Origin of the sequence: Streptomyces sp. NRRL F-525 (genome assembly GCF_000716605.1) — a bacterium.
Lineage (GTDB): Bacteria > Actinomycetota > Actinomycetes > Streptomycetales > Streptomycetaceae > Streptomyces.
This window is the reverse complement of sequence record NZ_JNXE01000018.1, coordinates 163,686-175,003: the sequence shown is the minus strand read 5'-3', so window position 1 is coordinate 175,003 and position 11,318 is coordinate 163,686. Positions and strand designations below refer to the sequence as shown.

11 protein-coding genes and 1 pseudogene are annotated in these 11,318 nt (G+C 68.9%); 6 read left to right on the top strand and 6 right to left on the bottom strand.

The genetic code is table 11. From position 1 onward, the window contains the following. Window positions 1-154: 154 nt before the first annotated feature. From OO69_RS26125 to OO69_RS26105, 5 genes are all read right to left on the bottom strand, one after another. Window positions 155-1,060 carry an SCO1860 family LAETG-anchored protein gene (locus OO69_RS26125; RefSeq protein ID WP_033283211.1) on the bottom strand — a complete coding sequence of 302 codons (906 nt, stop codon included), beginning with the start codon at window positions 1,058-1,060 and terminating at the stop codon, window positions 155-157. Window positions 1,061-1,191: 131 nt separating this feature from the next. Continuing rightward, window positions 1,192-2,283 carry an amidohydrolase family protein gene (locus OO69_RS26120; RefSeq protein WP_033283210.1) on the bottom strand — a complete coding sequence of 364 codons (1,092 nt, stop codon included), beginning with the start codon at window positions 2,281-2,283 and terminating at the stop codon, window positions 1,192-1,194. A 64-nt stretch (window positions 2,284-2,347) separates the two neighbouring features. Then, window positions 2,348-3,139: an amino acid ABC transporter ATP-binding protein gene (locus tag OO69_RS26115; protein WP_033283209.1), complete on the bottom strand. Its 792-nt coding sequence runs from the start codon at window positions 3,137-3,139 to the stop codon at window positions 2,348-2,350. Further along, window positions 3,136-3,975, bottom strand: coding sequence for an amino acid ABC transporter permease (locus OO69_RS26110; protein ID WP_033283229.1), 840 nt, complete (start codon window positions 3,973-3,975; stop codon window positions 3,136-3,138). The genes OO69_RS26115 and OO69_RS26110 overlap by 4 nt, the downstream gene beginning before the upstream one ends. After that, the gene (locus OO69_RS26105) at window positions 3,972-4,823 is read right to left on the bottom strand and encodes a transporter substrate-binding domain-containing protein (protein WP_033283208.1); all 852 of its coding nucleotides are present in this window, start codon (window positions 4,821-4,823) and stop codon (window positions 3,972-3,974) included. The genes OO69_RS26110 and OO69_RS26105 overlap by 4 nt, the downstream gene beginning before the upstream one ends. Before the next feature lie 185 nt (window positions 4,824-5,008). Here OO69_RS26105 and OO69_RS26100 point away from each other — a divergent pair, with 185 nt between their 5' ends. The 6 genes and pseudogenes from OO69_RS26100 to thpD all read left to right on the top strand — a co-directional run bounded on the left by OO69_RS26100 (window position 5,009) and on the right by thpD (window position 10,184). Then, complete coding sequence (locus OO69_RS26100; protein ID WP_033283207.1) at window positions 5,009-6,109, top strand: pyridoxal-phosphate-dependent aminotransferase family protein; 1,101 nt, start codon at window positions 5,009-5,011, stop codon at window positions 6,107-6,109. Window positions 6,110-6,298: 189 nt separating this feature from the next. Then, window positions 6,299-6,725 (top strand): annotated as a pseudogene (locus OO69_RS48905) (DinB family protein). Window positions 6,726-7,003: 278 nt separating this feature from the next. Continuing rightward, window positions 7,004-7,510 carry a diaminobutyrate acetyltransferase gene (gene ectA, locus OO69_RS26090; protein ID WP_033283206.1) on the top strand — a complete coding sequence of 169 codons (507 nt, stop codon included), beginning with the start codon at window positions 7,004-7,006 and terminating at the stop codon, window positions 7,508-7,510. Window positions 7,511-7,559: 49 nt separating this feature from the next. Further along, window positions 7,560-8,831 carry a diaminobutyrate--2-oxoglutarate transaminase gene (gene ectB / locus OO69_RS26085; RefSeq protein ID WP_033283205.1) on the top strand — a complete coding sequence of 424 codons (1,272 nt, stop codon included), beginning with the start codon at window positions 7,560-7,562 and terminating at the stop codon, window positions 8,829-8,831. A 46-nt stretch (window positions 8,832-8,877) separates the two neighbouring features. Then, complete coding sequence (locus tag OO69_RS26080) at window positions 8,878-9,282, top strand: ectoine synthase (protein WP_033283204.1); 405 nt, start codon at window positions 8,878-8,880, stop codon at window positions 9,280-9,282. A gap of 5 nt (window positions 9,283-9,287) precedes the next feature. Further along, window positions 9,288-10,184: an ectoine hydroxylase gene (thpD, locus tag OO69_RS26075; RefSeq protein ID WP_033283203.1), complete on the top strand. Its 897-nt coding sequence runs from the start codon at window positions 9,288-9,290 to the stop codon at window positions 10,182-10,184. Window positions 10,185-10,245: 61 nt separating this feature from the next. On the opposite strand, the gene OO69_RS26070 is transcribed toward thpD, so the two are convergent. After that, window positions 10,246-11,295, bottom strand: coding sequence for an aminotransferase class V-fold PLP-dependent enzyme (locus tag OO69_RS26070; RefSeq protein WP_420707906.1), 1,050 nt, complete (start codon window positions 11,293-11,295; stop codon window positions 10,246-10,248). Window positions 11,296-11,318 lie beyond the last annotated feature (23 nt).

Here is an 11,318-nt window from a genome sequence, read left to right as displayed (position 1 = left end):
GTCCAGGCCCTGCCCGCCCGACCCGGGCCGACCAGGCCGACCCAAGAGGTCAGCCTCCGAGCCCTTCCCGCCCACCCACCCGACCGTTTGCTGTCTTTGCAACGTGAGCCTCTAAAACGCCCGAGACGGGTGGGGGGGTGGGAAAGCAATTGCCTCAGCCCCGGCGCCGGCGCGCTGTCAGTACCGCTCCCCCGCCCAGCGCCAGCAACAACACCGCCCCACCCGCGATGTACGGCGTGACGGAGCTACCCCCCGTCTCGGCCAACCCCGCCTCCGCAGGCGCCCCTTGAGGCTTCACATCCGGCGCCGGCTTGGCAGAGGGCGGAGTGACGACGGCAACCTTCGGCGCCTCACAAGTCGCCCGTGCCAACGTCACCGTCCCCTCCACATCGGCGACGTTCAGCTTCAACGGGTTGACGGAGACCTTGAGTTCGAGGGCGGTCGCGGCGGCCGTACGGGACGTGGTCGACGTCGTAGACAAGTCGAGCCGCACCGAACCGACCCCCGGCACCTCAACATCCGTAGGACCACTGGCGGTTACCGTGATCCGCTTGCCGAGCACCGTCACCGCCCCCGGCAGATGCGACGTGGCGACCGGCGCCTTCCCCGCCTCGCACGTCGCCTTGGACGTGACCGCGTCGATCTCGATGAGTGAGAGCAGCGGCAGCCCGGGAACATGGAGCCGCGCACGGGCGAGGTTCGTGTACCCCTCGGCCTTGGTCGCGGACACCGTCGCCCTCGCCGTGGCGACGTCCGCGCTGAGCACACTGAACGGCTGCCCACCGTTCACCCCGTCCAACTGGGCGGTGAGCGCGGTCTTTTCGGCACTCTGCGGCGCCTGGACCTCGTTGAGGGAGACCGCGAGCGGGACGTCCACGGTCTTGTTGAGCAAGGACACATCGAGCCCGGTGCGGAGCACTACGGCGCTGGCACGACCCTGGTCGGTGGTCGCGTTGGCGGAACCCGCGCCGGCCAGCGCCACGGGACCGGCGGCGAGGGCGGTCGCCGTGGCCACGCTGGCCCAACGGCGTGCGGGCATGCGGAAGTTGGTGCCGTTCAAGGTGTGGGACCCCCAGAAGAGACATGCTTGGGACCCGGTAAGAATTACCCACGACGAGTGAACCGTCAGCGATCCCGCGTCACTTCACCCCATCGTGGGTTTTCCGTGAACGTATTCGAATCGCCTGGCGACTATTCGACCACCAGCCCGTTCAGCACCACCCGCCGCGGCGACGCCAGCACGCGCACATCGGCGCGCGGGTCCGCCTCGTACACGACGAAGTCCGCCGGCGCACCCTCCTCCAGCCCCGGCCGCCCGAGCCACCGCCGCGCACCCCACGCGGTCGCCGACAGCGCCTCTACGGCGGGGATGCCGGCGGTGACGAGTTCGGCGACCTCGGCCGCGACCAGGCCGTGGGCGAGGGAACCCCCGGCGTCGGTGCCGACGTAGACCGGGACGCCGGCGTCGTAGGCGGCGCGGACGGTGTCGTAGCGCCGCTCGTACAGTCGCCGCATGTGGGCCGACCAGCGGGGGAACTTGGCGTCGCCGTCGTCGGCGAGCTTCGGGAAGGTCGCGATGTTCACGAGGGTCGGGACGATCGCGACGCCGCGCGAGGCGAACAGCGGGATCAGGTCCTCGGTGAGGCCGGTCGCGTGCTCGATGCAGTCGATGCCGGCCTCGACCAGGTCGCGCAACGCGTCCTCCGCGAAGCAGTGCGCGGTGACGCGGGCGCCGAGCCGGTGGGCCTCGGCGATCGCCGCCTCCACCGCTTCGCGCGGCCAGCAGGCCGACAGGTCGCCGAGGTCGCGGTCGATCCAGTCGCCGACCAACTTGACCCAGCCGTCGCCTCGTTGGGCCTCCTTGGCGACGTAGGCGACGAGTTCGTCGGGTTCGATCTCGTGGGCGAAGTTGCGGATGTAGCGGCGGGTGCGGGCGATGTGCCGGCCCGCGCGGATGATCTTCGGGAGGTCTTCGCGGTCGTCGATCCAGCGGGTGTCCGAGGGGGAGCCTGCGTCGCGGAGCAGGAGGGTGCCGGCGTCCCGGTCGGTGAGGGCCTGTTGCTCTGCGGTCTCGGCGTCCACGGGGCCGTGGGCTCCCAGGCCTACGTGGCAGTGGGCGTCGACGAGGCCGGGGAGGGCCCAGCCGTCTACCGTGCGGATGTCACGTCCGTGGGTTGGACGGTCGTAGGAGATGCGGCCGTCGATCACCCAGAGGTCGTCGCGGATGTCCTCGGGGCCAACCAGGACTCGGCCCTTCATGTGCAGCACCGGTAGATCGCTCATGGGACGCACGATAGTTCGTCGGGTGCGGGTGCGTGGGGGCTGGTCGCGCAGTTCCCCGCGCCCCTTAAGGGGCGCCTTCCTCGTCCTGCACCTCAGCCATCGCTGGGTCCAGTAGGCGCGACAAAAAGTGGCGGGTGCGGGCCTGCTGCGGGTTGGTGATGACCCGGTCTGGAGACCCTTTCTCGACGATCAACCCACCGTCCATGAACACAACCCTGTCGGCCACCTCCCGCGCGAACGTCATCTCGTGGGTGACGACCATCATCGTCATGCCCTCGTTCGCGAGCATCCGCATGACCGCGAGGACGTCCCCCACCAGCTCGGGGTCGAGTGCCGACGTCGGTTCGTCGAAGAGCATGACCTCGGGGTCCATCGCCAACGCCCTTGCGATGGCTACGCGTTGCTGTTGGCCGCCGGAGAGGGAGGCGGGGTAGGCGGTGGCCTTCTCCGACAGGCCTACGCGGCGGAGGTTGTCGGCGGCGACCTTAGCGGCCTGGGTCTTGTCGCGGCGCAGGACCCGGCGTTGGGGCAGGGTGAGGTTCTCGGTGACGGTCAGGTGCGGGAAGAGGTTGAACTGCTGGAAGACCATGCCGATACGGCGGCGTACGGCGTCGATGTCGACATCGGGGTCGGTGATCTCGGTGCCGCCGACGAACACCCGTCCCTGGGTGGGTTCTTCGAGCAGGTTCACGCACCGCAGGAGGGTCGACTTGCCGGAGCCGGAGGGGCCGATGACGCAGACGACCTCGCCCTGGCCGATCTCCAGGTCGATGCCGCGCAGCACCTCGTTGGTGCCGAACGACTTGTGCAGGCCCCGGACTTGGATCTCGGGCTTCTCACGTGCGGTGCTCGTCACCGGACCGCCTCCCCCGTCTTCGTCTCCATCCGGCGGACCACGAAGCTCAGCGGGATCGTGACCAGCAGGTAGCACAGGCCCGCCACCAGGATCGGCGTCGAGTTGGCCGTCGTGCTCGCCAAGTCCCTTCCGTATTTGGAGAGTTCGCGTTCCTCCAGGGTGACGCCGAGGAACAGGACCAGGGAGGAGTCCTTGAAGAGGAGGACGAGTTCGTTGGTCAGCGGCGGCAGGATGATCCGGAACGCCTGCGGGACGATGATCGACACCATGGCCCGCGCCTGCGAGAAGCCGAGCGAACGGGCCGCCTCCAACTGCCCTTTGGGCACCGCCTGGATGCCCGCGCGGATCGTCTCCGCCATGTACGCGGCCGACACCAGGCCGAGCGCGAGGGCGACCTTGCCGTACGTCCCGCCGACGATCTCCGTGCCCGGGAAGGCGAGCGGCACGGCGACGCCGACGAAGATGAAGATCAGCAGGGCTGGCAGGCCGCGGAAGATCTCGATGTAGATCCCGGCGAGCCAGCGGTAGGGGCCGACGGACGACAGCCGCATCAGCGCGACCACCATGCCGAGGACCAGGCCGAAGACGAAGCCGGACAAGGTGTAGAGCACCGTGTTCTTCAACGCCAGCGTGATGACGTCCGGGAACATCTGCTTGGCGATGCTCCACTGCGCGAACTGGTTCTTCAGGCGGCCCCAGTCGGCGGTGACCGCGAAGGAGATCACGGCGGCGGCGAAGACGGCGTACTGCACGCCTTGGGACAGCCTGCGCCGCTGCCGTCTGCTCAACCCCTGTCTCCTGGGCTGGAGTTGAGGGTCCGCGGTGTCGCCCGTCATGAGGCCGACGGGGAGGCGGCCGAGGCGTCGTAGGGGCCGATCCACTTCTCGTACAGCTTCTTGTACGTGCCGTCGGCCTTCGCGTCCTTGATGGCCTTGTTGATGGCGGCGAGGAGTTTGGTGTTGCCCTTCTTGACCGTGAAGCCGTACTGCTCACCGGTGTTGAGGTTGTCGACGACCTTGAACGCGTCGGCGTTGGCCTTGGTCTTCAGCCAGCCCTGGACCACCGGGTAGTCGATGATGACGGCCTGGACCTGGCCGGTGCGCAGGCCGTTGAGGACGGCGTCGGAGGACTCGAAGGAGACGGGGTCGAAGCCCTTGCTCTTGGCGTAGTCCTCGCCGGTGGTCTGCGCCTGCGCGCCGAGCTTCTTGCCCTTGGTCTTCACGTCGGCGAGGGAGGTGATCCCGCTCTTCTTGTCGACGAGGACGGCCTGGGTGGCATCGAAGTACGGGTCGGAGAAGTCGACGTTCTTCTTGCGCTCGGCGGTGATGGTCATGCCGGCTGCGGCCAGGTCGCACTCGTCGGCGTTGAGGAAGGCGCCGGTCTTGAAGTTCTCGAAGGGCGTGTCGAGGATCGTCTGCTTCACGTCGAGGTCCTTGGCGACCAGGTCGATGAGGGAGACGTCGAAGCCCTGCACCTTGCCGTCGATCTCGGACTGGAAGGGCGGGTACGGGAGGTGCGTGCAGGTGGTGAGCCGGCCGGCCTTGACGAGTTCGACGCCACCGGCGGCGGTCTTCGAACCGCTGCCGCCGCTGTCGCTCGACGTGCAGCCGGCCACGAGGACGAGTGCGGCGCTCGCGAGGGTGGCGGCCAGGGTGCGGGCCCGGCGGCCGAGGAGCGTGTTCACGGAGGCCTCCTGTGACGGAATTATGGGTTCCGATTATTCGGAGGGGTTCGGCGGGCCGCTCACCCGGACCGGTGACCAGGGGGCCGTCCGGGCTAAGAAGTCGCCGGTCGGAGGGGTGCGGAGGGCGGTCAGGAGGGCCGGTTACCCTCGTTCCCATCGACTCCCGCGAGTGAAAGAGCACCGCCGTGACGCACCCCTTCCTCGACCTGGCCCCGCTGAGCGCCGCGCACTTCGCCTCGATCGAGGACCAGGTGGCCCGGCTGCTCGGTACCGAGCAGGATGTCGTGATCATGCAGGGCGAGGCGCTGCTGCCGCTGGAGGGCGCGATCCGTTCCACGGCGGGGCCGGGCACGCTCGCGCTGAACGTCATCACCGGCCCCTACGGGCAGACCTTCGGGAACTGGCTGCGGGACTGCGGCGCCGAGGTGATCGACCTCGCCGTCCCGTTCCACACGGCGGTGACCGCCGACCAGATCCGGGAGGCCTTCGCCGCGCACCCGGAGATCGACTTCGTGTCCCTCGTCCACGCGGAGGCCGCGACCGGCAACACCAACCCGGTCGCGGAGATCGGCGAGATCGTGCGGGCCCACGGCGCGATCTTCTACCTCGACGCGGTGGCCTCCATCGGCGCGGAGCCGGTGCTGCCGGACGCGTGGGGTGTCGACCTGTGCGTGATCGGCGCGCAGAAGGCGATGGGCGGGCCGGCGGGGGTTTCGGCGGTGTCGGTGAGCGCGCGGGCGTGGGCCCGTATGGCGGCCAACCCCTCGGCCCCGCGCCGCTCGTACCTCTCCCTCCTTGACTGGAAGGACCGCTGGACCGACGCGGGCCGCACGGCGCTGCCGCACGCACCGGCCCAGTTGGAGATGCTCGCGCTGGAGGCGTGCGTGGAGCGCATCGAGGCGGAGGGTCTGGCCACGGTGATGCAGCGCCACGCGAGCGCTGCCGCGGCAACACGGGCGGGGGTGATCGCCCTGGGCGGCGGGCTCGAACCGTACGTCCACGATGCGGCTGAGGCTGCGCCGGTCGCTACGACGCTCAGGACTCCGTCGGGTGTGGTGGCCTCGGAGCTGGTGGCGACGGCCCTGTCCTCGGACCCCTCGTTGCCGCTGGCTGCGGGTGGGGGTGCCTTGGCGAAGGAGATGATCCGGGTCAACCACTACGGGGTGGATGGGACGGTGGGGGCGGTACAGGGTTCCTTGGCAGCGCTGGGCGCGGCGCTGGCTGAGCAGGGGGTGTCGGTGGATCTGGAGGGCGCCCGGTCCGCCGTAGAGAACGCGTGGCGGTAGTCGTGGGCTGAGGTGAGAGCTGGGGGCTCCGCCCCCAGACCCCCGATCGGCCCTGAAGGGGCCTCGTCCTCAAACGCCGGACGGGCTGAGTTATGCCGGCCTGCGCCCAGAAGTGAGCGGACAGGCTGATGGTGCCGGACCTGATTCGAAGGGCACCGGCGCAGAACCCCCCGTGCCATGCTCCCCCGCATGACCACTGACACGCCCCAGACCCTCCCCGACGGCCGCCCCATCCCCGCCATGACCGGCGCCGAACGCCCCATGCTCGAAAGCTGGCTCGGCTTTCATCGCGCCACGCTGGAGGTGAAGTGCGCCGGGCTGGATGACGCTCAGGTACGGCTCGCCGCGGCCGCGCCCTCCTCCTTGACGTTACTCGGACTGGTCCAGCACCTCGCCGAGGTCGAACGGAACTGGTTCCAGCGGGTGTTCGGGCTCGACGTGCCGACGGTGTACGGCAGCGAGGACGGGTACGCCCTCGATCCCGGACGGGCCGATGGCCGCCGGGATGGAAGTCAGTCTGCGGTGGGTGCTGATTCATCTGGTCGAGGAGTACGCGCGGCACAACGGTCACGCCGACATCCTCCGGGAAAGCATCGACGGCGTCACCGGCGCCTAATTCAGATGTAATTCCTGGGAATTTTATCGCCTTCTCAACGGGCAGCTTCCCATATTCTTCTGCCCGATTTCCGTGCACCCAAACGCAAATAATTCGCGTAGATCTCGTGAGGGTTACACCCTTGTGACCCGTTACACAGGCCGCCCGTTTTATTACTTACGTGCCGGTCAAACCCGTACATAAACTGCAACCTCGCACGCGTGATAACACAGCACCGCCCCAGACGTAACCCCATCCCTCCATGCAATTTCGAATTTCCCTCGGTAAATTCAATTCGCATGACTGCCACCCAAGCAGACCTGCACATCGACCGCCCCACGGTGGCCGACGGCGCCGCGTTGTGGCGTATTGCCAAGGACTCGAACGCCCTCGACCTGAACTCGTCGTACAGCTATCTCCTGTGGTGCCGGGACTTCGCCGGTACCTCCGCCGTCGTGCGGGACGAGCGCGGGGAGCCGGTCGGCTTCGTCACCGGGTACGTGCCGCCGGACCGGCCGGGCACCCTGCTCGTGTGGCAGGTGGCCGTCGACGCCGCGCAGCGCGGTCGCGGGCTGGCCGCACGCCTGCTCGACGGGCTGACCGAGCGGGTCGCGGACGAGTACGGCGTGACCGCGATCGAGACCACGATCACGCCCGGCAACACCGCGTCCGAGCGCCTCTTCACGTCGTACGCCGAACGCCACGGCGCCGTCGTCGAGCGCACGGTCCTGTTCGAGGCCGGTGACTTCCCGGACGGACCGCACGACCCCGAAGTGCTGTACCGCATCGGCCCGTTGAGCCTCTGAACTCCCCGTTGCCCTCCCCCCTCACCCCCCACCCCGAGGAGCGATTCGCGTGACCATCACCCAGCCCGATCTGAGCGTCTTCGAGACCCTGGAGTCCGAGGTCCGCAGCTACTGCCGCGCCTGGCCCACCGTCTTCGACCGGGCCCGGGGCAGCCGTATGTACGACGAGGACGGCCACGCCTACCTCGACTTCTTCGCGGGCGCCGGCTCGCTGAACTACGGGCACAACAACCCTGTCCTGAAACGGGCGTTGATCGACTACCTGGAGCGGGACGGCGTCACGCACGGCCTCGACATGTCGACCGGTGCCAAGCGCGCCTTCCTCCAGACCTTCCAGGACCTGGTGCTGCGCCCGCGCGATCTGCCGTACAAGGTGATGTTCCCGGGCCCGACCGGCACCAACGCCGTTGAGTCCGCACTGAAGTTGGCACGGAAGGTGAAGGGGCGGGAGGCCATCGTCTCCTTCACCAACGCCTTCCACGGGATGTCCCTCGGCTCGCTCGCCGTGACCGGCAACGCCTTCAAGCGGGCCGGTGCCGGCATCCCGCTGGTGCACGGGACGCCGATGCCATTCGACAACTACTTCGACGGCAAGGTCCCCGACTTCCTGTGGTTCGAGCGGCTGCTGGAGGACCAGGGCTCCGGCCTGAACAAGCCCGCCGCCGTGATCGTCGAGTCCGTGCAGGGCGAGGGCGGCATCAACGTCGCCCGCCCCGAATGGCTGCGCGCGCTGGCCGAGTTGTGCGAGCGCCAGGACATGCTCCTGATCGTCGACGACATCCAGATGGGCTGCGGCCGCACCGGCGCGTTCTTCTCCTTCGAGGAGTCGGGCATCGTCCCGGACATCGTCACCGTGTCCAAGTCCATCAGCGGCTACGGCCTTCCGATGTCCCTGTGCCTGTTCAAGCCCGAGCTGGACATCTGGGAGCCGGGCGAGCACAACGGCACGTTCCGCGGCAACAACCCGGCGTTCGTCACCGCCACCGCCGCCCTGGAGACGTACTGGGCGGACGGTTCCGCGATGGAGAAGCAGACCCGGGCCCGCGGGGAGCAGGTCGAGCAGGGGCTGATCTCCATCACCGAGGAGAACCTCGCCGACATCAAGGAGTACCGGGGCCGCGGACTGGTCTGGGGCCTCGAGTTCAAGGACCCCGAGCGCGCCGGCCGGATCTGCGCCCGCGCCTTCGAACTCGGCCTGCTCGTCGAGACGTCCGGCCCGCAGAGCGAGGTCGTCAAGCTGCTGCCCGCGCTGACCATCACCCCCGAGGAACTGGACGAGGGGCTGAGCATCCTCGCCCGCGCCGTACGCGAAACCGCCTGACCCGGAACCACCATCTGACACCACGTCAAGGAGGCGTCACCACACCGTGATTGTCCGTTCGTTCAAGGAACTCGAAGGCACCGACCGGCACATCAAGGCCGCGTCCGGCACCTGGGAGAGCAAGCGCATCGTCCTCGCCAAGGAGCGGGTCGGTTTCTCGGTGCACGAGACCGTCCTCTACGCGGGCACCGAGACGTCGATGTGGTACGCCAACCACATCGAGGCCGTCGTCTGCGTCGAGGGCCACGCCGAACTCACCGACGACGAGACCGGGCAGACGTACACGATCACGCCCGGGACCATGTACCTCCTCGACGGCCACGAGCGGCACACGATGCGGATCAAGGAGGACTTCCGCTGCATCTGTGTCTTCAACCCGCCCGTCACCGGACGGGAGGACCACGACGAGAACGGCGTCTATCCGCTGCTGACCGAGCCCGAGGAGGTGTGACGAGCATGACCACCGTCACCGACATCACCGACCTGTACCCCAGCCGCGGCACCACCGAGGTGTCCGTCCCGCGCAAGGACCCCGTTGTCTGGGGCTCCCCCGACACCCCGGGCCCGATCCCGACGGGCGACCTCCAGGCCTTCGAGCGCGACGGCTTCCTCTCCATGCAGGAACTCCTGCGGGACGACGAAGTCGACGTCTACCGGCGGGAGTTGGAGCGGCTCGTCGCCGATCCCGCGATCCGGGCCGACGAGCGGTCGATCGTCGAGTCGAAGTCCAAGGAGATCCGGTCCGTCTTCGAGGTGCACCGGATCAGCGAGGTGTTCGCGCGGCTCGTGCGCGACGAGCGGGTCGTCGGGTGGGCCCGGCAGATCCTCGGCTCGGACGTGTACGTCCACCAGTCCCGGATCAACGTGAAGCCCGGCTTCGGCGCGAGCGGCTTCTACTGGCACTCGGACTTCGAGACCTGGCACGCCGAGGACGGCCTGCCGAACATGCGCACCGTGTCCGTGTCGATCGCGCTCACCGAGAACCACGACACCAACGGCGGCCTCATGATCATGCCGGGCTCGCACCGCACGTTCCTCGGCTGCGCGGGCGCGACCCCCGAGGACAACTACCGCCAGTCGCTGCAGATGCAGGACGCGGGCACCCCGTCCGACGAGGCGCTGACCGGCATGGCCTCCGAGTACGGCATCAAGTTGTTCACGGGCAGGGCCGGTTCGGCGACCTGGTTCGACTGCAACTGCATGCACGGCTCCGGCGACAACATCACGCCGTTCCCGCGCAGCAACGTCTTCATCGTGTTCAACAGCGTGGAGAACAAGGCCGTTGAGCCGTTCGCGGCTCCGGTACGACGGCCCGAGTTCATCGGGGCGCGGGACTTCACGCCGGTGAGGTGACGGCGAGGTCGTTCACCGCGAGGGCACCCTGGTCACGGCGGCCGGGGTGCCCTCGCGTGCGTCAACTGGCCAGAACCTCCAACAACCGGTCTACGTCCTCTGGGGTGTTGTAGAGATGGAAGGCCGCCCGCAAGTTCCCCGCCCGGTCGGAGACTTCGACCCCCGCCGCGCTCAACTCGCCCTGCCTCCGGCCGAGTCCGGGCACGGACACGATCGGTGACCCGGGAGACGCCACCGGCTCATGCCCGAGGGTGCCGAGACCCGCGCGGAAGCGATCGGCGAGGGCCAGGTCATGCGCCCGTACGACATCGACCCCCAACTCCTCCAGCAGCGCGAGCGACTGGCGGGCACCGGCGTAGGAGAAGAGGGCCGGGCTCTCGTCGAACCGGCGGGCGGAGTGGGCGAGTTCCTCGACCGGGCCGTAGCAACTGTCCCAGGGGGCCTCGCCCGCGACCCAGCCGGCGAAGACCGGGTTGAGGCCGCCGAGATCCTCCGGGGTGACCAGGAACGCGACCCCGCGCGGGCAGAACAGCCACTTGAAGCCGACGGCGGCGACATAGTCGTAGGCGCCCGCGTCGAGGTCGAGCCAGCCGACGGCCTGCGACGCGTCGACGTACGTACGCGCCCCGTGTTCGTGTGCCGCCGCCCTGATCGCGGGCAGGTCGGCGACGCGGCCGTCGGCGGACTGGGCGGCGCTGACCGCGACGAGCGCGGTGCCGGGGCGTACCGACTCGGCGATCCGCTCCAACGGGACGGCGCGCACCTTGAGGTCGGCGCGCATGTGGAAGGGGTTCACGACGGAGCTGAAGTCGGCCTCGGCGGTGAGGACTTCGGCCCCGGCGGGCAGTGAGGAGGCGATCAGTCCGCTGTAGACGGCGACCGAGGCCCCGGCCGCCACCCGGTCGACCGGTACCCGGGTCAGCCGGGCGAAGGCGGCGCGGGAGGCCTCGACGTCGTCGAACATGTCGGTCGGCGTACCGACCGCGGCGGCCTCGACGGCGGTGTGCATCGCGGTGACGGTGCGGGTCGGGAGGAGGCCGGTGCTCGCGGTGTTGAGGTAGGTGTTCTTCGGGGCGAACTCGGCGCGGACGAGGCTCTCGAAGGTCTCCATGCCACCACTCTGCGGTGCCGAGA

Bases quoted from the DNA above. Each gene is read 5' to 3' on its own strand.
- thpD (WP_033283203.1), top strand. From the start codon at position 9,288: ATGACCACCGTCACCGACATCACCGACCTGTACCCCAGCCGCGGCACC.
- OO69_RS26120 (WP_033283210.1), bottom strand. From the start codon at position 2,283: ATGAGCGATCTACCGGTGCTGCACATGAAGGGCCGAGTCCTGGTTGGC.
- OO69_RS26070 (WP_420707906.1), bottom strand. From the start codon at position 11,295: ATGGAGACCTTCGAGAGCCTCGTCCGCGCCGAGTTCGCCCCGAAGAAC.
- OO69_RS26110 (WP_033283229.1), bottom strand. From the start codon at position 3,975: ATGACGGGCGACACCGCGGACCCTCAACTCCAGCCCAGGAGACAGGGG.
- ectA (WP_033283206.1), top strand. From the start codon at position 7,004: ATGACTGCCACCCAAGCAGACCTGCACATCGACCGCCCCACGGTGGCC.